Origin of the sequence: Sulfuracidifex metallicus DSM 6482 = JCM 9184 (assembly GCA_032834875.1) — an archaeon.
Classification (GTDB): Archaea; Thermoproteota; Thermoprotei_A; order Sulfolobales; family Sulfolobaceae; genus Sulfuracidifex; species Sulfuracidifex metallicus.
Genome location: CP135238.1, coordinates 2,146,746 through 2,166,274 on the forward strand (window position 1 = coordinate 2,146,746; position 19,529 = coordinate 2,166,274).

Sequence of the window (19,529 nt, forward strand, 5' to 3'; positions counted from 1 at the left end):
AATTAGTTAAATGTAAAGTACAGAGTACTCATTGAAAGTATTAAAGAATAATTAAAACTCCAGACAATATTTACATTTACCAAAGTTAGAGACAAAAGTATAAAGTAAATTTCAGTGTTTAGAGTTCAATGTTTGCATGAACTAGCCTTAGATCTTCCTCAGTCTTCTTCAATCTAATCATTAAATCAGCCACTATACCGTCTAAAAATATTTGCGTTGTATCTTCGAAAAGGGTACCTAATGGAGCCAAAGGTTCTGTAATACCTAGAATTTGTCTAGTAAAGTAATCTTCTCCCTTTGAGTATTTTGTACGGCCAGGTATTTCAACTACAACATCGGCAACCCTTGCCAACGGGCTATCTGCATAGCTTGTTATTGCAATTAGCTTAGCCTTAGCCTCCTTGGCTGCTTCTGCAGCGGTATAAATCAGCTTGGTCCTTCCAGATCCAGAAATAGCTACCACTAAATCCCTATCGCCTATAGCAGGAACAATGGTTTCACCTAATACATAAGCATTATAACCTAAATGAAGAAGCCTCATCGCGAATGCTCTGCCTACTAAACCGCTCCTTCCAGCCCCCATTACCAAAACTTTTCTATCATGATGATTCTTATAGAAATCCTCTAGCTCTGATACCATCTTTTCAACTTGGTCTGCCTTTATAGAACTTGCAGCCCTTAATATGAACTCTGCTATATCGTACATAGTTTTGGTGGCTAAAGGAGTATTATGAGAAGAATCTGACAAAACCTAACCGCCAGATCTATACTCGCTATTAAAAATTTAAAGTTTTCCTGAGAAGAGGCAGTTGTGTTAAATATTCCCTGAAGAAGTTAATACCTAATGTCTAATAGATGGAATCCTACATGGAAGATAGTTAAGATAGTGGTTGATGATAAAGAAACTGAAGTTTGTTATGACGAAAGTTCTAAGCTGTACGTATGTCCAGAATGCTCTCCTGAATGTAAAAGGGGAGTTCTCCCTACTTATAGCTCCTATTTCTTTAATGCTGAAGATTTAGCTAGACATTTAAAAGCACATAAATACGCTTTATGGACTAAGAAGGTCATATCAAACAAAAGTGAAATTGAAATCGAGACACAAGAAGAGGATGAAGATGAAGAATGAAATTTCTAATAGTAATAATATTATGGTTATATCTAGCTTTACTATAGATAAATATAATGGAAGATTTAGACCAGGTGGGCCTGCAATATATTCTACTCTTGGCGTAATTAGAACTAATACAAGTCCTTTACTTATTGCGGGAATAGGAGAGGACTTCAAATATAGAATAAAGTTTATGGATAATTTAGAAAAGAAATTAATACAAGGTAAAAAAACGTTTCTATTTGAGATCGAGACTCTAGTTAACGGCAAAAGAAAAGTTAGATTAATCGAAAGAGGGCCTTCGATATGCAGTATTGAAATAGAAAACGGTAATACGATTATAAATCCGGTATGTCAAGAAATAAGTCCATTATTAATTAGAAAAATAAATGGATTCATAGCAGTTGATATCCAAGGCTTTTCAAGAGTATGCGAAGAGGGCAAAGAAGTTAGTCTTAGAATGCCGGAATTTCCCCCAACAGAAAAATACCTTGTATTACATGGAAATTCAGACGAGATATATTCCATATATGATAGCCTTAATTATATCTTTAAAATAGGCTTCAGAGAAATAATATTATCGTTTGGAAAGGATGGATTCGAAATAATTACTAGAGATGGAACTTCATTTCAATATAAACCCAAAATAATAGGAGAAAACGAAGTAGGTAACGGAGATTTTCTCTTGGGCTCCTATTTTACCTTAAGAATGGGACAAAATTCTGTTGTTGATTCAGCTAAAATTGCCGGAATGCTATCGGATTATTTTAGTAAGGAGAATATAACCGAGCTATATCTTCAATAGAAAAGTTTTTCCATCTCCCGAGCCTACCCTCCATCGTTACATCTGCTAACTTAACTAATGGTTCACCAATCAAGATAGCTTCCTTAATAACTTTGCTACGAATGGAAAGCACTTGATCCGGATTTAAAATTTTCTGGCGTTTTAAATCCGATATGATATTTCTTAGCTCTATTTGTTTGGAACTCATGTCAAAGAATGCATAGACAAACATACTTGAAATACCTCTTTCAGGAAAATCATTTAGGTAAATTACATGAGAAAACGACGTACTTGATCCGCCATCGATAATTATTCTATTATTTTCTTGGATCTTTCTTACGACAAATACAGAAATTATAGATGACCGGAATTTAAGTTCGTCCCTATTTATGACGTTAGAGTAGCAAGTTGCTGGTGCAGTATAGAATATTTTGTTCTCTATTTTTATCATACCATGTCTTCGTGATTTTATAGTATATGGATCGACGACTTCTGCATGATCCTTTATGACTTGAACGTTTTTTCCTAAATTTGAGATAATATCATTTATGTTTTTAATTAAATATAGATCTCCCTGAAAGTTTAGCCATATTGGTAGATCTTCACATAGAGGACAAACCTTTTTTAGTAAATATCTTTCTTTAATTATATCTAAATCAAAAGATATCTTCTCAATCTTTGCCCCATACCCGCTTAAAACTTCCTGACTCTTAACTAACGGCAAAATGAAAGGTATCTTCATGCCATCTAGCTGTGAGAACGATAGAATGCCTCCAATAGAAGGCTGCTCTTCGATAATTGGGGAATTAGTTAATGCTGATATCAAGAGTCCCGATAATCCTCCGCCTATTACTATGTTCTCAAGTTTCAAGCTGAGAATCTTAAAATCAATTTTCAATCAAAAAGCTGTTGCAACTCCTTGCGATGGAGGGTATTCTCTATTTATTATAGGTAACTCTTGTAAATAATTATCTTGTATTTCCTCTCCTCTCAATAATCTTTCCACTAGATCCTCTATTTCAAACTCACTTAAGAATGGTATTCTATATTCTTTGTTATTAATTATAATTTCTGGGTTATCATTATAGAGGAGATTAAATTCTATATCTAAGGAAGTAGTACATGACTCCAGAGGGATTTTCTTATGTAAAGCTTTGAGTAAACCAAAATCGCCCGCAGGACCAAAGATGACTCTTATCTTGCTTTCCATCTTCAATCAAAAATATAGCTTCCGTTGATGACTTTAAAAGAAATAGGGTTGATACTACGAAATCAGAGTTCGGACCTATTATATTGGCTGGGGCTGGAATTTTTCATTGTAGTACAAGCTACAAGGATATATTAAGCTCCTTTAAAGTTGCTAAATCGCTTTACCCAGATTTCACAGTAAATGTATTAGATCTAAATAATGTAGATGATAGAATGCGAGCTGTAGATATAGATCCAGATGTTGCGGACCTTCAAGGTTATTGTGTAACGATTGAAGTGCCAGAAAAATTATATTAAGAGCAATTAGGCTATTAGAGTTGATGGGCTCGTAGTCTAGTCTGGTTAGGACGCTGCCCTCACACGGCAGTGATCCGGGGTTCAAATCCCCGCGGACCCATAAAATTTTCAAATAGAATATTTTACTTTGATATAATTGAGTCATGCAAATAAGGATTTTATCTATTTTCTTCTATCTATGAAATAAATATATTAAAGTAAATTTTAAACTAAAAAAGGAAAAATATATATTTAATTTATTATTTATTGCATAACAAGAGGGAAAACCATGATAGCAATGATCAATTGGCAATTTAGATCTAAATTAAGCTCTCTGTAAAACTACTGAATTAAAACACTTATCAATCTTAATATTGTATATCTCTAATTTATTACTATCGTTTTTAAGGACATCCTTAAGCTCAGAATAGGTTGAAATTGTTATTGCTCCTAATCCTTTCTCAAGTCTTCTATCTACGTCATAAAAGACGTCGCTCTTCATGACGAAAGGAACGTCGGACCTAGATGTATCTATATAATTAGAACCTCCATCGTTGAATATTAGTAATTTTCCTTTGGCAGAATTCATCTTACTCTCTAGTAATGCGGCGTTCTGAATTATGCTCCTGACGTCTGTTATACCTATAGCTTTAGGATCTGAGGAATAAATTAGACCACCTATTGCCATTCCATGTGATATGACAGAGCTACTTATGAACCAACTCTTCTTATTCTCTATCGGTAATCTAACCGCATCAATAGTAGTTGCACTTACGTCAACAAATACCTTAGAGTAATTTTTCATCTGTGATAAAAGCCTTATAACGTCATAAGGCCAAAGATCAGCATGTGATGCAAGAATTATTCCTTTTCTATACATCATTATCTCTTTTTTAATTCCCCTGTCTATTTTTTCCTTTACCTTTGTCTTAACTACATTAAGTACCTCTTTTATAAAAAGCCCAGTATCTGATACAGCAGGAAGCTGTGGCATGATTACCTTGCCTATATCTTCACCATCGATGTTATTATGAACTAAATTTGCCTTGAATTTAAACGTCCATCCTCCAGTTGATAATTGACCGAATCTAGTTCCAAGTGCTACAATAACATCGGCGTTTTCAAGCAATCTATTACCTTCATCTGTTCCAACTATACCTATGCCTTCACCCGCATAAAGCCCATTTGACGCTGGAATCACGCCTTTAGCTCTAAATGTAGAGATAACTGGTATATCTAAAAGTTCCACAATTTCCCTTAGATCACCCTCTGCATTACTAGCCATAACACCATATCCAGCTATTATAACTGGCCTTGTAGAGTTGACAAGAAGTTCACCAACTTTTGCTGCAGTATTCTTATCTGGAGTTCTTTTTTCTGGCTTCTGCCCAGCAGTAGACAGAGGATAAGCTTTAAGCCTAAATAGATCCTCGGCTATCTCAATATAGGAAGGCCTGTTACGGTTGCTTAAAGCCTCTTTATTGGCTTTTTCTATATTAACTGTAACTTCCTCTATACTAATAATCTTTTCTCTAAATTTTGTAATTGGGGCAAATATATTAGATAAATCTTCGTTAGTCCTAAGTTCGCCCAATCTAGAACGGCCAGCGTCCCTATAAGATCTTATGCTAGATATTAATAATAGAGGAACTGAATCCATGAAAGCTTGGGCTACTATATCCACAGCCTCAAGTAGGCCTGAACCGGGAATTTGAATTACCACTCCAGTAGTGTTATTTTCACGTGCATATGAATCTGCCATCAACACTGCTCCTCTAACAGTTGGAGAATCTTCTACCTTGATCTCCTTACTTTTTAGAGTTTCCTTTATGAAAGAAGGTAAGTCTTGGCTAGAGAAAACGACCTTTATCCCTAGCTCCCTAAGCACACATGCAAGAGCTTCATGACCGGTCATCTCTATACCTAACGTTTCCTCCTTTCTCTTAGGTTGACTCATCAAAGTAGTATAAACATTCTATTAGATAAACCTTAGAGCCGGGGGAGGGATTTGAACCCCCGATAAACGGGTGACCACACCCACTGCGGCCCCTTAGCGCTAACGATGGGTTAGTGCCGCCTTACCGCTTGGCTACCCCGGCAATCTATTAGTTTATAGAATAAAGGTTTTAAAAGTGTTTCATAGTTCTTATTGATGATTCCGTTTAGTAAAGTAGGAGATGTCCTAAGGGAGTTAAGTAAGCTTACCGACTTCATAATCATAGGAGATACTGTTTTAGACCTAGAATTGAAAAGGAAGGGCACTGAAAGTGATGTGGACGTTTTTATAACTAGTATAAGCGTCTTTACAGATGAAGATAGAATAGACGCTTTTTCTGAAGAGCATGGATGGGATTTAGGGAAAACGCCAATTGATACTCCCAGACTGATGATTCCAGTTGATGATGAACAGCTTCAATTAGATCTTTATGAGAATATACAGGATTTCTTTGTTCCTCCAATTGTTATAGAGAGCTCTTTGGAAAAAAAGATAGGAGATTATACCGCAAAGGCAATAATCTTAGAAGACTATCTCTTATTGAAAGCCAACGCATTTAGAGACGAAGACGAGGAAGAGATAAAAAATATAGTAAAATTAATAGGAGAGGGAAAATTGTCAATAGATAAAGAAATCTTATCGAAGCACGTAGAATATTTTGAAGAAAACTCAAAAAGCGTAAAAGATAGATTAAATAGCTTAGGTATAAAGTTCTAACCCTTTTTAGTAGGTAATTCTTTCTTCTTCAACCTTAGGTTCTTACTGTGGCATTTCCTGCATTTTGTTGCTCTAACCGAGTTGAGAGCTCCGCACTCTCTACACACCTTTTTTATGAATACTCTTTTCTGAACTATTTGTAGTTTTTCGGGATCAGTGAGAGGCATTTATATTCCCTCCATAACTATATTAGCTCATATTCAAAAGTATTGCGGTAAACGGAGTGGATCAGAATGAAGATACCCCTTGATTACGTTTGTGTCAGAAGCGGACTCTTTTGTGATAGGTGCCAATCTTTAGTTGATGAAGGAAAAGTAGACGATTTTGACATTGAAGTAATCAAGATATTGCTTGATCTTGAAGAAACACAGTTTAAGGAACTAAAAGATTCCACATATGATAAGGCAATAAAATTGAATCATTTAGTTATCTTGCTAGTTAATAGTGGTCCTACAATGACTCAACAAAAATGGATAAAAGTTGCTAAAATATTGCAAGATAAGTTAAGAGTAAAGGTGAGAGTTTTAGAAAAGACCAATAGTATAAAGAACAGTGCAATGCAACTTCTGTCTCCAGCTAGAGTTCTAGGAGTAAATACAGTTTGGTTGCCCGATGGTTCAGTTCAGTATGTGATAAGGGTATCTAAAACCGAAAGAAGAATGCTCCCAGCAGAGGCTGGGTTACTAGAATCGGCACTTTCAAAAATCCACTCTACAGCTGTGCGAATAAGGGTAGAATAAAAAATGTACAGAACCCACTTCGTTAGAGATATAACACCAGATCTAGATAACCAAGAAGTAGGACTTGCAGGTTGGGTTTTAAACGTAAGGGATCTTGGAGGAAAGAAGTTCATACTTTTAAGGGACAAGACTGGTATTGGACAAGTTGTACTCTCGAAGGACTCTCCATCCTTTGGTTTAGCTAATGAACTAACTCAAGAATCCGTAATTAGCGTAAAAGGAAGAGTTAAAGCTGATAAAAGGGCTCCAAAAGGAGTGGAAATACATGCCTCCGAAGTAATTCTTATAAGCAAAGCTAAGACCCCTCTGCCTTTAGATGTTACAGGTAAAGTGAAGGCAGATATAGACACTAGGTTAAGGGAAAGGTTATTGGATCTAAGAAGAGAAGAGATGCAAGCTGTCATCAAAATTCAGTCTACCGCAGTTAGGGCATTTAGAGAAGCCTTATACAAAAAGGGATTTTATGAGATATTTACACCTAAGCTAATAGCTACTGGAACTGAAGGTGGGGCTCAACTTTTCACAGTTATATACTTTGGCAAAGAGGCGTTCCTTGCCCAAAGTCCTCAGCTGTATAAAGAGCTTATGGCTGGTGCGGTAGAAAGAGTTTTTGAAATAGCTCCTGCATGGAGAGCAGAAGAGTCAGATACTCCTTATCACCTATCCGAATTCGTTAGCATGGACGTAGAGATGGCATTCTCCAGTTACAAAGATGTAATGGAGACATTGGAAGAGATAATAAAGAACATGATAACTAAAGTTAGGGAAGAATGTGGAGACGAGTTAAAAATACTCAATTACGAATTGCCAGAGATCAAGTTACCGCTACGTAGGATAACTTATATAGAAGCTTTAGAAATTCTGAAAAATAAAGGTTTAAATATTAAATTTGGAGATGACATAGGAACCCCGGAGTTAAGGGTAATTAATGAGGAAATAAAAGAAGACTTATACTTCATCACAGACTGGCCTACGTTAAGTAGACCTTTCTACACAAAAGCTAGAGATGATAACAAAGACTTGAGTGAGAGTTTTGACCTAATATTTAGATTTCTTGAGATTGTATCAGGTAGCACTAGAAATTACAGAAGAGAAGTACTTGAAAGTGCTCTAAAGGCAAGAGGCCTTAATCCTTCAAGTTTTGAATTCTTCCTTAGATGGTTCGATTATGGTATGCCTCCCCACGCAGGTTTTGGAATGGGACTGTCCAGAGTTATGTTAATGCTAACTGGACTGCAGAATGTTAAGGAAATCGTTCCGTTTCCAAGAGATAAGAAGAGGCTAGTCCCTTAGAGCTAAGTAAAAAGTAATGGATTAAAATGAGAAATTTCCCTCAAGAAAATAGTTGCGTAAGACCCCCTTGGTAGAGAGAAATTTACTGTTATTTTTCCTTTTTCCTTATTCCTATAAGACGAAAGATTACTAACCCTCATAAAAGCTCTTCTACGAATCTCACGCACCTTTACTCCGAAAATCTCTGATAAAAATCCTTTATCTATTCCTTCCTCAATATAAATCTCTTTACATATATCATCGCATCCACTAAAATAAGTTGGTAAAGTGATCTCATAATTTACATCTCTTATGTTCTCAAATGTCCTAGACAGATATTTATTGAAAATATAGCTCTGAAAGGCGTCAACGTATATTTCTATCGGTAAAGGCGTCATTCGTAGGGCTTCATAGAAACTGTTTGTATTCAAGAAGTTCTTAAATAAGGCTTTTTCATAGAACATGGAAGAGGGTATTTCATTAATTGTTACTCCATTTCCGTTCATTATACCTTCTCTTATTTCTCTATTTCTTTCATATTCATGAATAAAAGGCATGCCTAAAATCCATATAAATGCTTTCTCCCATTCTCTTCTAAGAAGGTATCTTCCTATAACGTGGGAAACAGGTCTTCTACTGCCGAATCTCTGATATCCGACGAAGTTTGGCAAAAAGGGATTTCTAGCTATCTCGTTAAGCCTATTCTCTATTTCTTCGTCGTCTTTTGTCGCTAAGGTAATAGAAAAATGATTTCCCGTATGATTTAACTTTCTATCTACTGTTCCTATAAATTCCAGATTAAAGGAGCCATCCTCTGACGAGTAAAAAGAAGGTATGTTTTTGCTTTTAGACGAGGCTAGATCTATGTAGACTACTTGAGTTGTGATGGCATTAGCGTCCTTAATGCCTATGAATTTAAAGCTTAGTTTAAACTTAGAATTGATTTCTCTTATGACCGAAAAGTGATCTCTCTTCTTCTTATTAAGAAGAAAAATAGCGTATCGACCATTTTTGTCATTAGGCTTCCATCTAGAACATAATTGGTTGCATATTTCCTCTTCTACGATGAAACCATCAGGTCTAGGAATAGAAATTTCTACACTATTCCAATTATAATAGTACTTTTCCATACCTAAGGCTATATCAAGGAGTGTAGGCATCAAAGTAATTTCAAGTCACCAGTTATCTTATCAATCAGGTGATCAGGGCCCGGTCCTATCCCTCCGCACGTGAGGGTACCGGGATTTATTTGTGTTCGACCTGCATCATGAATTAAAGTTGTAGGTAACCCCTCCTGTCTAGCTCTATTTATCCTCTGAGTTAGCTCTTCTTCGGAGTTTACCTTGACTACTATTTTAGGCTGACCTTCATCTAACCATTCCTTAAGCCAATCTGAAAATGGTACCTTTTCATGTTGTGCTATTTCCAAGACTAAGGATACTGCTGCATGAGCTACTTGACTTGCAATCTTTCCCTTTCCCATCTGTAAATCGTTTCTAACGATTATAACCATCTTCATATTAGTCGAACGACAGAGTAAACATAAATATGCTTATTATTAATTTACCTGAGGACTGTAGGATATGTCTTCGATAAAATTAAGCATCAGAGATGAGGTTGAACCGTTAGTATGTTCTAGCTGTGGAAAGTTACTTCATCCAAAGGAAAGAGGTGTAGAGTTCACTTGTCCTAATTGCGGTGAAGTGACAATAATAAGAGATTATCTTTGTAGAGAGCAAGTGGTAGAATATACTTGTCCTAAATGTGGATTTAAGGGACCATAAGGTGATAAGAATGACCGAGCTTTTAATAGTTTTAAAGGTGTTCCCTGAAGGCGACGAAGTTAGCTTAGATAAGATATACAACGAAATTGCATCTAAGCTGCCAGAAGGCTATAAAATAGTTAAAAAAGAAACCGAACCAATAGCATACGGACTAAACTCCTTAGTTCTTTACGTTCAAATGCCGGAACAAACTGAAGGTGGAACGGATCTTCTAGAAGAGACTGCAAATTCCGTAGAGGGAGTAAGCCACGCTGAAGTCGTTGGAATGACGAGACTAGGGTTCTAAATAAATCTTTTGATACACAAGTTCTTATTACCTTCGAAGCCACTATATTTCTTGGAGATCAAGTTTGAGTGCCAGCGAAGAGCAAAGGCCCCCAAGGAGGGAGCTAGTTCTCAAAGTTGTAGAAGCTAGACAAAAGGACGTTGGAAGAGGAAAAGTAAGAATAGATATTGAATTACTTTCTCAAATTGACGTTCAACCAGGTGACGTAGTTGAAATCGAGGGAACAAGAAAAACTGCGGCCATAGCATGGCATCTAAGCCAAGATGACATAACCGGAGAAAGAGATATAATAAGAATGGATGGAATTACTAGAAAGAATTCTGGTGTTTCTATAGGAGACAAGGTAGTAGTAAGGAAAGCTTTCGTAAAGCAGGCATCTATGGTAAAACTAGCTCCCTCTAATTTCTCTATAAGTGTAGATCCTGGTTTCGTAAGTTACGTAAAGAAGAGGCTTAAAGAGTTCCCCCTAGTGGAAGGAGATACGGTCCTTATACCCGTGCTAGGTCAAGCTATTCCATTTACCGTAGTACAAGTTAAACCTGCAGGAATAGTAATTGTGAACGACGAAACAATAATAAATATATCTGACAAGCCAGTAGAACAAACCAAGTATCCTCGTGTAACATATGAAGATATAGGAGGACTAAGAGACATAATAGAAAAGGTGAGGGAACTAGTAGAGCTCCCTCTAAGACATCCTGAGCTTTTTAAGAGATTAGGAATTGAGCCTCCAAAGGGTATATTGCTTTACGGTCCGCCAGGAGTCGGAAAAACGTTACTAGCAAAAGCCATAGCTAACGAAACAGATGCCTATTTCACATCCATAAATGGACCTGAGATTATGAGCAAATTCTATGGAGAAAGCGAGCAAAGACTTAGAGAAATATTTGAGGATGCAAAGAAGCACGCTCCAGCAATAATATTCGTGGACGAAATAGATGCAATAGCTCCTAAGAGAGACGAAGTTATAGGAGAAGTCGAAAGGAGAGTTGTAGCTCAGCTATTAACATTAATGGACGGGCTTGAAAACAGAGGAAACGTAATAGTTATTGCGGCAACTAATAGACCAAACGCGGTAGATCCAGCTTTAAGAAGGCCTGGGAGATTCGATCGTGAAATCGAGATTCCTCTACCTGATAAGACAGGCAGGATGGAGATATTCCAAATTCACACTAGAAACATGCCTCTTGCCGATGATGTAAGCTTAGAAAAGCTTAGCGATATGACCCATGGATATACGGGTGCGGATCTTGCATCTTTAGTTAGAGAAGCTGCAATGTATGCTCTAAGAAGATATTTACCAAAGATAGATCTAAATCAGGATAAGATACCTGCAGAAGTACTTGATTCTATGAGGGTTACAATGGACGATTTTATGAAGGCATTCAAAGAGATAGTTCCAAGCGGACTAAGAGAAATATACATAGAAATACCAGAAGTTAAGTGGACAGACGTAGGAGGTCATGAAGAGCTGAAGGACGAACTAAGGGAAGTAGTAGAATATCCTCTAAAATACCCAGAAGTATACGAAAAGGCTGGAATTGACCCAGCTAAGGGTATACTATTATTTGGGCCTCCAGGAACTGGAAAGACGATGTTAGCTAAAGCTGTAGCTACTGAAAGCGGAGCTAATTTCATTGCTGTAAGAGGACCAGAGGTATTATCTAAATGGGTAGGAGAGAGCGAAAAGGCAATTAGGGAAATATTTAGGAAAGCTAGGATGTATGCTCCCGCAGTGATATTCTTCGATGAAATAGATGCTCTAGCTCCTATGAGAGGAGCGTCGTACGATAGCGGAGTAACAGAAAGGTTAGTAAACCAGCTTTTGGCCGAGATGGACGGAGTAGAAAAGTTAGAAAACGTAATAATAATTGCGGCAACTAATAGACCAGACATACTAGATCCTGCACTATTAAGACCAGGTAGGTTTGAGAAATTACTATATGTACCTCCACCAGATGTAACATCGAGAAAAGACATATTAAAGGTGCATACTAGAGGCATCCCTCTTAGTGCTGATACGGACCTAGAAGAAATAGCTAACAGAACAGAAGGATATACTGGAGCTGACATTGCAGCTCTAGTCAGGGAAGCTGCAATGAGAGCAGTTAGAGAATCTATGAGAGTATGTATAGATGCAGCTACAGAGAAGTGCGGACAGAACCAAGACTGCAAAGACAAAGAAGTCAAGGAATGCATGAAGAATAAGGTTGAAGTAAGACCTAAACACTTTGCAGAGGCTATGGTGAAGATAAAACCATCTGTGACACAAGATATGATACAATTCTATCAGAACTGGCTAGAGAAAGCAAGACAGCAGCTACCTAAGGCTATAGTAAAGCCAAGTACCTTCACGTGATACTATGTGGAGGGAAGTTCCTATTGCTTACGTTATAATGGAAAAAGTTAGGAGGTTAAATGCCCCAATTGTTGAAGATGACCTATATAAGGAAGTTAAAAATAGCGTAAAATATGAGGTACCTTATAAGGATTTTCTAAAGGCTTTAATGAGCCTTGAAATTAGGGGAATGATATCAGTATCATTAATAAAAGAAGATACAAGAATGATAACTTACTTGGGTGACTTCGAATCGGAGTAGATCTTTCAGATATAGTAGAGGATTGTTCCAAAGAAATAAGTCTAAATAATATTAAGGGAAAAAAAGTAGCTATTGATGCTTACAATGCTATTTATCAGTTTCTTGCAGCAATAAGACAAGCAGATGGGACACCCTTAATGGATAAACAAGGCAGATCCACAAGTCATTTAAGCGGTATTTTCTATAGAACTATAAATCTAGTAGAAAACGGAATAATACCAATATATGTGTTTGATGGTAAACCTCCCGAAGAAAAGACACAGGAAATTCAACGTAGAATAAAGATAAAAGAGGAGGCTGAAGAAAAATACAACCAAGCCAAGGAACAAGGAGAAATTAAATCTATGAAGAAATATGCTCAAATGTCTTCTAGGCTTACTAACAACATAGCGACGGAAAGCAAGGAACTCTTAATTAACATGGGAATACCTATAGTTAATGCTCCCTCTGAGGGTGAGGCCGAGGCAGCCTACCTTTCTCAAAAAGATTATGCTTGGGCTTCAGCTAGTCAGGACTACGATTCACTACTCTTCGGTGCAAGGAGACTTATACGTAATTTAACCATGACAGGAAAAAGAAAGCTCCCAAATAAAGATCAGTATGTAGATATAGTTCCAGAAATCATTGAGTTCGATTCGCTTCTACATAAACTAGGAATAACAAGAGAACAATTAATAGATATAGGAATATTAATCGGTACTGATTATAATCCTGAGGGGATTAAGGGAATTGGACCTAAGACTGCACTAAAAATAATAAAGAAGTACGGAGATATTGAAAAAGCCATAGGAAAAGAAATCGATGAAAAAGAGATATTATTTGACTATAAACAAATAAGACAGCTTTTCCTCAATCCAAAAGTTATAGACCCTAAAACTAGTTTAGAATTAAAAGAACCAGATGAGGAGAAAATAAAAAGAATATTAATTGACTGCCATGATTTCAGTGAAGAGAGAGTAGTTAACGCCGTAGGAAGGCTTCAAAAGGCAATAAAAAGCAGTAAAAACTTAGAAAGACAAACTGGACTGGATCGTTGGTTTTAATTTAACATTTAAAACAAATCAAGTCTTACTTTAACTAATGTGTGGGTTCTTTCCCATCTTCCTTAGAAGTTACAAGATAGACGTTGTAGTTATAGGTGGAGGGACTGTTGGTACAATTAGAGCAAAGGAGTTACTTAAGGCTGGATTCAAGGTCAAGGTTATAAGCAAGGATTTTTCAACCGAGCTTAAGGAGTTAGAGAAGTCATATCAAACATTATTTCTTTTCAAAAAAGAGATAAATATCAATACTAAATTAGAATTAAAAGAATTAATAAGAGACACGAATCTGGTAATTAGCGCAACAGGAAATCCAGCTTTAAACAAAGATATATGTGAACTTGCTAGGGAGATGGGGAAGCTTTGTAACGATCCAAGCAATATGGAAAACTCCGATTTTATTATCCCAATTTCGATGGTAAATAATGATTTTGGAGTTGCAGTAACAACTTTTGGAATTTCGAGTATAGTGTCGAAAGAGATACTTAACAGGATAAACAGTGATATACTCGCTTCAAAAGAAATAATAAATCTATTACATGCTATGGCTGAAATTAAAGTTTTCTTAAAGGAAAACGTAAAAGACCCGAAAAGGAGGTATCACTTATATCATGAAATTTTTGATGATAGGGAGTTTAACCTTAGGGCTAAAGAAGGCGATATCAAAAATGCTCTTGAAAGAGCTAAAGAAATAGTAGGTGACGAGAATTGATTAGTAAAAATAGGTTTATAAATGAGATAAACGAAAGTTTTTCTGCATTAATTTTCACGTACAAAAACGTTGGTATGGACACACTTCATTATTATTACCTAGATGAGTCAGAACTGAGAAGAATTCAGGACGTTATACGATCTGGGGTTTTCTTACTTCAAACTTGTAATAGGGTGGAATTATATATACATGGAGATAAAGCTAGAGATAAAGCCAAGATTTTGCTTAAATACATTGGAGACCTGCACCATGGGAAGTTAAAGCTCAATGATACAGTTATAAGGGAAGGTATAGAAGCTATCAAGCATCTTTTTTATGTTGCCAGTGGAGTTGATTCTATTGCTGTAGGAGAATATGAAATATTAAATCAAATAAAATGCGCAATAGCGTCAGCAAAGAAGATAGGTACTACAGACAGATATCTCGAAAAATTGGTTGACAGATCCCTGAAAGTAGGGAGAGTTGCAAGAACAAAAACTAACATATCAAAAGGAAAGGTTGGTATTTATTCTCTAGCATTAGAAAAAATAAAGGAGGTAGTAGAGAATATAAATAGTGTAGAAATTCTAATACTTGGGGCTGGGGAGATTGGCTCAAAGATGTCAGAACTACTATATAAAGAAGGCGTAAAGAACGTGACAATTATGAATAGAACAGAAAGTAAGGCTGTAGAGTTGGCTCAAAAATACGGATATAAAGGAATAAAATTGGACTTGTCTAAAATTAAGGATTATGATGTAGCAATATCTGCTATTTCAGGCATTAGAGAAAAAATTGAATTAACCGATAACAAGCCCAAGGTTGTGGTAGATCTTTCTGTACCTCCTTTATTCGCTGGAAATAACGTTTTAACGCTTACCGATTTACAGGACTTTTCTACGATGAACATGGCTAATAGATTAGAAGAACTCCCCAAAATAGACAAGATAGTAGATGAAGGTGTAAATGAGTTTATAGAAGATTATATGAAAGAAATTCAAAACGAAATTATCTCCAAGATGCTAAACAACGTAGAAAAAATAAGGGAAGAGGAGGTAAACAAGGCTAAAAAGGAATTAATGAAAAGAGGAATAGAACTAAATACAGATATAGAAGAAATACTTGACATAATGTCGAAATCTATAATAAACAAAGGATTAGAGCCAGTTATATCAGGAACCAAAAAGATGATAGAAAACGATGAAAGAAATTACATTAACTTCCTAATTACTCTATTTAATTATGGCCACATTTCCGACATTAAGACCAAGGAGATTAAGAAGCAAGAAACTACTGAGGGATCTGGTAGCTGAATCCCAAATAAGAAAAGATGGTTTAATTTTGCCCATTTTCATAAAAGATGGCATCGATAATCCAGAAGAAATAAAAACAATGCCTGAAGTGTATAGATATCCAGTGAATGACAAATTAATAAATTATATTGAAGAATCGCTCAAGAATGGAATAAATAAATTTATATTATTTGGGGTTCCGAAAATTAAAGATGATCTAGCTACATCTGCAATGGATAGTGATGGCATTATTCAAAAAACATTGAAATTAATAAAAAACACATTTGGCGGCAAGGTACTTTTGATTACTGATGAATGTACAGATGAATATACGTCTCATGGACATTGCGGAATAGTTACCATTAATGGTTCCTCCTATAAGGTAGATAATGATGAAAGCATAAAGTTGCATGCTAAAATTGCCCTAAGCCAAGCTAAGGCTGGGGCAGACGTTATAGCACCATCTAGTATGATGGACGGCGTTGTAGGAGAAATTAGGAAAACTTTAGATGAAAATGGATTCCAGGATGTTCCCATAATGGCGTACAGCTCTAAATATGCATCCACTTTTTATGGACCTTTTAGAGAAGCTGCATATTCTAAGCCAGCTTTTGGAGATCGTAGAGGCTACCAAATGGATCCACGTAATTTGGAGGAAGGAGTTAGAGAAGTATATTTAGACATCGAAGAAGGAGCAGATATAGTTATGGTTAAACCTGCACATACTTATTTAGATGTAATCACAAGAGTAAAGCAAAGTTTTCCTTGTTATCCTTTGGCCGCATATCATGTAAGCGGAGAGTATAGTATGCTAAAAGCTGCAGCAATAAATGGATGGATAGATGAGAAAAGAGCAGTGCTGGAAGTAACAAACGCCATATTTAGGGCTGGAGCTGACATAGTGATAACGTACTACGCAAATAAGATAATAGAATGGTTAAATGAAGGTGATCCATTTTGAGCATTAATCTTTGGAAGGAAGCCCAACAACTTTTTGCTGGTGGAGTTAATAGCCCAGTTAGGGCTTTAGTAAAACCTTATCCGTTCTATACTTCTAAGGGCGAAGGGCCATTTCTGATTACAGAGGACGGTAAAAAAATAGTAGACTATGTCCTAGGATACGGACCTTTGATTTTAGGTCATTCCCCTGAAAAGGTAAGGAATAAAATAATGGAACAGGTCCAAAAAGGGTGGCTATATGGTACTCCGTCTAGAATAGAAGTTGAACTGGCTAAGAAAATTATATTTCACATTCCATCAGCCCAAAAGATAAGGTTTGTAAACAGTGGAACTGAGGCAACTATGAACGCAATAAGACTAGTAAGAGGTTTCACTGGTAGGGAGAAAATAATTAAGTTTAACGGAAACTATCATGGTGCCCATGACTATGGATTAATAGAAGCTGGAAGTGCAGTATCAGAGTATGGAATAACAATATCAAAAGGCATACCAAAGGACATAGTAAAAACCGTCCTATTATGCGAATACAATGACCTCACTTGTGTGGAAAAGTATCTCAAGGAGGAGAACGTAGCTGGAGTTATAATGGAACCAGTGATGGGAAATTATGGCGTTATACCGCCTAAAACTGACTTTATCAAGGGAATTAGAGAACTAACTTCGGCGTTTGGAACATTACTTATTTTCGATGAAGTTATTACCGGTTTCAGACTTGGACTGAGCGGAGCTCAGGGCATGTTTGGAGTTGTCCCTGATGTTACAACTTTAGGTAAAATAATTGGTGGTGGACTTCCTATAGGAGCTATTGCGGGAAGAAGGGAAATAATGGATTCAATAACTCCTGCAGGAGAGGTGTTCAATGCGGGTACATTTAATGCTAATCCACTCTCTATGGCTGCTGGATTGGCAACTATTGAAGAGCTAGAGCATACTAATGCTTACGAAATATCAAATGAAGCCGCTAAAGTGATCTCACAAGAAGTGGATCAAATGATGAAGATCGATCATGTCACACATAGAGTAGGAAGTATGATGCAGTTCTTTCTGGGAGTCAAGGAAGTAAAAAACGCCACTGAAGCTAAAAAGGCTAATAAATCCCTATACCTCAACCTACACGAACAATTGCTGAAAGAAGGAGTATTTATACCGCCAAGTCAGCTGGAGACGATTTTCACATCAGCATCACATAGTCAGAATGTCATTAATTTCACTATAGATAAATTTAGAAAAGTATTGAGAGAGATAAAAAATGATAAAGGTAGCAGCTAGAGGTAGTAAACTTAGTAAAGCACAAGCGGATTTAGTTATAGATTATCTAAAAAGATTAGGATATGATGTAAGTTTCATTGAAGTTAAAACAAGAGGAGACATTAACTATTCTTCTGAAATAGGTAAAATAGGTAAGGGAATATTCGAAAAAGAAGTTAACGAGATGGTACTTAAAGGCGAGGCTGACCTTGCAGTTCATAGTATGAAAGATATAGAAACAACCCTGGATGAGAAGCTCGAAGTTATTGCTACTTTACCTAGAGGATCTCCCTTTGATATTGTAATTAGCAGAAATAACAAATCCATCTATAGCGCTGATGAAGGCATAGTAGGAAGTAGTAGCGTTAGAAGGCAAAAGTTTACACATTTCATAAATCCAAATCTGCAGATATCTAGCCTAAGAGGAAATTTAGACACTAGAATATCTAAGTTGTTCAATGGAAGTTACGATTTCATTATAGTCGCTGAGGCTGGCATAGAAAGGTTAAAACTTAACGTAAAATATGAAAGATTAAATCCAGTTGATCTAACTCCTGCAGCTAATCAAGGGATAATAGCAGTTGTTGCCAGAAAGGATAACAAAGAAATTAAGAAAGTGTTAGAAAATTTTAATTCTGAAGATTCTAGAATGGAATCAATAGCTGAAAGGGAGGTTGGAAATATCTTAGGTGCTGGATGCAATTCTCCACTCGGAGTATTCTTTAGACATATAGATAATAAATTAGAAGGAATAGCTACAATATATACCAATAAATCTAAATTTACTGCAACAATAGTTGCGGGGGATGATCCTAAAAAGGCCGGTGATGAACTTGCAAGAAGACTCAAAGAGATATCAAAAGAGGAGGGTAATTTCCTTTAGACCTGAGGGAAAATCGCTCGGAGAAGTTGAAGGATTTCATATTATCAACATACCTATAGAGAGAACGTTGTGCGTAAATGTTGGACCTATAGACGTAAAACAATTCGAAGCTATTGTGTTTATGAGCGAAAAATCAGTAGAGTGTTTCACTGTGAATAGTATGCCGGAAAAAGTATATGCTATAGGTTCGGAGACAGCCCTTTTATTAAAGGCTAAGGGAATTATTCCGATAGTACCAGAAACATATGATAGTAAATCGCTTGCCGATAGAATATTAAAGGACGGTATAACTTCTTTGTTGGTAATAAGAAGTAACAAGGGAAACAGTTACCTAAGGGACAAACTGCAAGGTGAAATAAAATACAAAGAGGTTAACTCATATATAATCGAAAATGATGAGAAAGGCGTAGAAAAAGCAAAAGAATACCTAGAGAGCTGTTGGGCAGACTACATAGTATTCACCAGCAGCGAAACAGCCAAAGTTCTTTCAAAATATCTTTCAGATAGATGCAACTATATAGTGATTAGCATAGGTCCATTCACTACGGAGGCAATAGAAAGGAAAAAAGAGGTAAAAATAATTGAGAGTAAAGAACATAGTATAGGTGGGATAAGAAAACTTCTTCAAGACCTGAGGTAA

At 36.4% G+C, this 19,529-nt stretch carries 24 protein-coding genes and 2 tRNA genes; 18 read left to right on the forward strand and 8 right to left on the reverse strand.

Annotated elements, in window-relative coordinates; genetic code table 11:
* Nucleotides 1–118: 118 nt before the first annotated feature.
* Complete coding sequence (gene hxlB, locus RQ359_RS11640; protein ID WP_420856778.1) at nucleotides 119–706, reverse strand: 6-phospho-3-hexuloisomerase; 588 nt, start codon at nucleotides 704–706, stop codon at nucleotides 119–121.
* Nucleotides 707–844: 138 nt separating this feature from the next.
* On the opposite strand from hxlB, the gene RQ359_RS11645 reads away from it, so the two are divergent.
* Nucleotides 845–1,129, forward strand: coding sequence for a hypothetical protein (locus RQ359_RS11645; RefSeq protein ID WP_054837713.1), 285 nt, complete (start codon nucleotides 845–847; stop codon nucleotides 1,127–1,129).
* Nucleotides 1,113–1,916, forward strand: a complete 804-nt coding sequence (locus RQ359_RS11650) for a carbohydrate kinase family protein (RefSeq protein WP_054837714.1) — start codon at nucleotides 1,113–1,115, stop codon at nucleotides 1,914–1,916. The genes RQ359_RS11645 and RQ359_RS11650 overlap by 17 nt, the downstream gene beginning before the upstream one ends.
* Here the strand turns inward: RQ359_RS11650 and RQ359_RS11655 are convergent.
* Both RQ359_RS11655 and RQ359_RS11660 read right to left on the reverse strand, forming a co-directional pair.
* Complete coding sequence (locus tag RQ359_RS11655) at nucleotides 1,879–2,766, reverse strand: hypothetical protein (RefSeq protein ID WP_156016404.1); 888 nt, start codon at nucleotides 2,764–2,766, stop codon at nucleotides 1,879–1,881. The genes RQ359_RS11650 and RQ359_RS11655 overlap by 38 nt on opposite strands.
* Nucleotides 2,767–2,793: 27 nt before the next feature.
* Complete coding sequence (locus RQ359_RS11660) at nucleotides 2,794–3,105, reverse strand: hypothetical protein (protein ID WP_054837717.1); 312 nt, start codon at nucleotides 3,103–3,105, stop codon at nucleotides 2,794–2,796.
* Nucleotides 3,106–3,188: 83 nt separating this feature from the next.
* Here RQ359_RS11660 and RQ359_RS11665 point away from each other — a divergent pair, with 83 nt between their 5' ends.
* Complete coding sequence (locus RQ359_RS11665) at nucleotides 3,189–3,401, forward strand: hypothetical protein (protein ID WP_054837718.1); 213 nt, start codon at nucleotides 3,189–3,191, stop codon at nucleotides 3,399–3,401.
* A gap of 25 nt (nucleotides 3,402–3,426) precedes the next feature.
* Nucleotides 3,427–3,501, forward strand: a tRNA-Val gene (locus RQ359_RS11670).
* Nucleotides 3,502–3,705: 204 nt separating this feature from the next.
* Here RQ359_RS11670 and RQ359_RS11675 read toward each other — a convergent pair.
* Both RQ359_RS11675 and RQ359_RS11680 read right to left on the reverse strand, forming a co-directional pair.
* On the reverse strand, nucleotides 3,706–5,337 hold the full coding sequence (locus tag RQ359_RS11675) for a thiamine pyrophosphate-binding protein (protein WP_054837719.1): 1,632 nt from the start codon (nucleotides 5,335–5,337) through the stop codon (nucleotides 3,706–3,708).
* A gap of 36 nt (nucleotides 5,338–5,373) precedes the next feature.
* A tRNA-OTHER gene (locus tag RQ359_RS11680) sits at nucleotides 5,374–5,479 on the reverse strand.
* Between the two features lie 53 nt (nucleotides 5,480–5,532).
* Here RQ359_RS11680 and RQ359_RS11685 point away from each other — a divergent pair.
* Entirely contained in the window at nucleotides 5,533–6,093 is a 561-nt protein-coding gene (locus tag RQ359_RS11685; protein WP_156016403.1) for a nucleotidyltransferase, read from the forward strand.
* On the opposite strand, the gene RQ359_RS11690 is transcribed toward RQ359_RS11685, so the two are convergent.
* The gene (locus RQ359_RS11690; protein ID WP_156016402.1) at nucleotides 6,090–6,260 is read right to left on the reverse strand and encodes a 50S ribosomal protein L40e; all 171 of its coding nucleotides are present in this window, start codon (nucleotides 6,258–6,260) and stop codon (nucleotides 6,090–6,092) included. The two genes, RQ359_RS11685 and RQ359_RS11690, sit on opposite strands and share 4 nt — an antisense overlap.
* Before the next feature lie 60 nt (nucleotides 6,261–6,320).
* On the opposite strand from RQ359_RS11690, the gene RQ359_RS11695 reads away from it, so the two are divergent.
* Together RQ359_RS11695 and aspS are read left to right on the forward strand one after the other, a co-directional pair.
* Complete coding sequence (locus RQ359_RS11695) at nucleotides 6,321–6,833, forward strand: transcription elongation factor NusA (RefSeq protein ID WP_338117026.1); 513 nt, start codon at nucleotides 6,321–6,323, stop codon at nucleotides 6,831–6,833.
* 3 nt (nucleotides 6,834–6,836) lie between these two features.
* Complete coding sequence (aspS, locus tag RQ359_RS11700) at nucleotides 6,837–8,126, forward strand: aspartate--tRNA(Asn) ligase (protein WP_054837720.1); 1,290 nt, start codon at nucleotides 6,837–6,839, stop codon at nucleotides 8,124–8,126.
* A 2-nt stretch (nucleotides 8,127–8,128) separates the two neighbouring features.
* Here the strand turns inward: aspS and truD are convergent, their stop codons facing one another.
* Both truD and pth2 read right to left on the reverse strand, forming a co-directional pair.
* On the reverse strand, nucleotides 8,129–9,265 hold the full coding sequence (gene truD / locus RQ359_RS11705; RefSeq protein ID WP_054837721.1) for a tRNA pseudouridine(13) synthase TruD: 1,137 nt from the start codon (nucleotides 9,263–9,265) through the stop codon (nucleotides 8,129–8,131).
* Nucleotides 9,265–9,624, reverse strand: a complete 360-nt coding sequence (gene pth2 / locus RQ359_RS11710) for a peptidyl-tRNA hydrolase Pth2 (protein WP_156016399.1) — start codon at nucleotides 9,622–9,624, stop codon at nucleotides 9,265–9,267. Before pth2 ends, truD begins: the two co-directional genes overlap by 1 nt.
* Nucleotides 9,625–9,688: 64 nt before the next feature.
* Here pth2 and RQ359_RS11715 point away from each other — a divergent pair, with 64 nt between their 5' ends.
* The 11 genes from RQ359_RS11715 (at nucleotide 9,689) to RQ359_RS11765 (ending at nucleotide 19,529) form a co-directional block, all read left to right on the forward strand.
* Nucleotides 9,689–9,889 carry a zinc finger domain-containing protein gene (locus RQ359_RS11715; protein WP_054837722.1) on the forward strand — a complete coding sequence of 67 codons (201 nt, stop codon included), beginning with the start codon at nucleotides 9,689–9,691 and terminating at the stop codon, nucleotides 9,887–9,889.
* A 10-nt stretch (nucleotides 9,890–9,899) separates the two neighbouring features.
* Nucleotides 9,900–10,175: an elongation factor 1-beta gene (locus RQ359_RS11720; protein ID WP_156016398.1), complete on the forward strand. Its 276-nt coding sequence runs from the start codon at nucleotides 9,900–9,902 to the stop codon at nucleotides 10,173–10,175.
* Nucleotides 10,176–10,239: 64 nt separating this feature from the next.
* Nucleotides 10,240–12,534: a CDC48 family AAA ATPase gene (locus RQ359_RS11725; protein WP_156016397.1), complete on the forward strand. Its 2,295-nt coding sequence runs from the start codon at nucleotides 10,240–10,242 to the stop codon at nucleotides 12,532–12,534.
* Between the two features lie 4 nt (nucleotides 12,535–12,538).
* On the forward strand, nucleotides 12,539–12,775 hold the full coding sequence (locus RQ359_RS11730) for a hypothetical protein (protein WP_054837723.1): 237 nt from the start codon (nucleotides 12,539–12,541) through the stop codon (nucleotides 12,773–12,775).
* The gene (gene fen / locus RQ359_RS11735) at nucleotides 12,766–13,818 is read left to right on the forward strand and encodes a flap endonuclease-1 (RefSeq protein WP_338117025.1); all 1,053 of its coding nucleotides are present in this window, start codon (nucleotides 12,766–12,768) and stop codon (nucleotides 13,816–13,818) included. Before RQ359_RS11730 ends, fen begins: the two co-directional genes overlap by 10 nt.
* A gap of 37 nt (nucleotides 13,819–13,855) precedes the next feature.
* The gene (locus tag RQ359_RS11740) at nucleotides 13,856–14,527 is read left to right on the forward strand and encodes a precorrin-2 dehydrogenase/sirohydrochlorin ferrochelatase family protein (RefSeq protein WP_054837724.1); all 672 of its coding nucleotides are present in this window, start codon (nucleotides 13,856–13,858) and stop codon (nucleotides 14,525–14,527) included.
* Nucleotides 14,524–15,819: a glutamyl-tRNA reductase gene (locus RQ359_RS11745; RefSeq protein ID WP_156016396.1), complete on the forward strand. Its 1,296-nt coding sequence runs from the start codon at nucleotides 14,524–14,526 to the stop codon at nucleotides 15,817–15,819. The genes RQ359_RS11740 and RQ359_RS11745 overlap by 4 nt, the downstream gene beginning before the upstream one ends.
* On the forward strand, nucleotides 15,749–16,759 hold the full coding sequence (gene hemB / locus RQ359_RS11750) for a porphobilinogen synthase (protein WP_054837727.1): 1,011 nt from the start codon (nucleotides 15,749–15,751) through the stop codon (nucleotides 16,757–16,759). Before RQ359_RS11745 ends, hemB begins: the two co-directional genes overlap by 71 nt.
* Nucleotides 16,756–18,027, forward strand: a complete 1,272-nt coding sequence (gene hemL / locus RQ359_RS11755) for a glutamate-1-semialdehyde 2,1-aminomutase (protein WP_156016395.1) — start codon at nucleotides 16,756–16,758, stop codon at nucleotides 18,025–18,027. Before hemB ends, hemL begins: the two co-directional genes overlap by 4 nt.
* Complete coding sequence (gene hemC / locus RQ359_RS11760) at nucleotides 18,008–18,889, forward strand: hydroxymethylbilane synthase (protein ID WP_156016394.1); 882 nt, start codon at nucleotides 18,008–18,010, stop codon at nucleotides 18,887–18,889. The genes hemL and hemC overlap by 20 nt, the downstream gene beginning before the upstream one ends.
* Nucleotides 18,840–19,529, forward strand: coding sequence for a uroporphyrinogen-III synthase (locus RQ359_RS11765; protein WP_162199527.1), 690 nt, complete (start codon nucleotides 18,840–18,842; stop codon nucleotides 19,527–19,529). The genes hemC and RQ359_RS11765 overlap by 50 nt, the downstream gene beginning before the upstream one ends.

Excerpts from the sequence above, each read along its gene's own strand:
- hxlB (WP_420856778.1), bottom strand. The coding sequence starts at position 706 with ATGTACGATATAGCAGAGTTCATATTAAGGGCTGCAAGTTCTATAAAG.
- RQ359_RS11645 (WP_054837713.1), top strand. The coding sequence starts at position 845 with ATGTCTAATAGATGGAATCCTACATGGAAGATAGTTAAGATAGTGGTT.
- RQ359_RS11650 (WP_054837714.1), top strand. The coding sequence starts at position 1,113 with ATGAAGATGAAGAATGAAATTTCTAATAGTAATAATATTATGGTTATA.
- RQ359_RS11660 (WP_054837717.1), bottom strand. The coding sequence starts at position 3,105 with ATGGAAAGCAAGATAAGAGTCATCTTTGGTCCTGCGGGCGATTTTGGT.
- RQ359_RS11675 (WP_054837719.1), bottom strand. The coding sequence starts at position 5,337 with ATGAGTCAACCTAAGAGAAAGGAGGAAACGTTAGGTATAGAGATGACC.
- RQ359_RS11685 (WP_156016403.1), top strand. The coding sequence starts at position 5,533 with ATGATTCCGTTTAGTAAAGTAGGAGATGTCCTAAGGGAGTTAAGTAAG.
- RQ359_RS11690 (WP_156016402.1), bottom strand. The coding sequence starts at position 6,260 with ATGCCTCTCACTGATCCCGAAAAACTACAAATAGTTCAGAAAAGAGTA.
- aspS (WP_054837720.1), top strand. The coding sequence starts at position 6,837 with ATGTACAGAACCCACTTCGTTAGAGATATAACACCAGATCTAGATAAC.
- truD (WP_054837721.1), bottom strand. The coding sequence starts at position 9,265 with ATGCCTACACTCCTTGATATAGCCTTAGGTATGGAAAAGTACTATTAT.
- pth2 (WP_156016399.1), bottom strand. The coding sequence starts at position 9,624 with ATGAAGATGGTTATAATCGTTAGAAACGATTTACAGATGGGAAAGGGA.
- RQ359_RS11715 (WP_054837722.1), top strand. The coding sequence starts at position 9,689 with ATGTCTTCGATAAAATTAAGCATCAGAGATGAGGTTGAACCGTTAGTA.
- RQ359_RS11720 (WP_156016398.1), top strand. The coding sequence starts at position 9,900 with ATGACCGAGCTTTTAATAGTTTTAAAGGTGTTCCCTGAAGGCGACGAA.
- RQ359_RS11730 (WP_054837723.1), top strand. The coding sequence starts at position 12,539 with ATGTGGAGGGAAGTTCCTATTGCTTACGTTATAATGGAAAAAGTTAGG.
- RQ359_RS11740 (WP_054837724.1), top strand. The coding sequence starts at position 13,856 with ATGTGTGGGTTCTTTCCCATCTTCCTTAGAAGTTACAAGATAGACGTT.
- hemB (WP_054837727.1), top strand. The coding sequence starts at position 15,749 with ATGGCCACATTTCCGACATTAAGACCAAGGAGATTAAGAAGCAAGAAA.
- hemC (WP_156016394.1), top strand. The coding sequence starts at position 18,008 with ATGATAAAGGTAGCAGCTAGAGGTAGTAAACTTAGTAAAGCACAAGCG.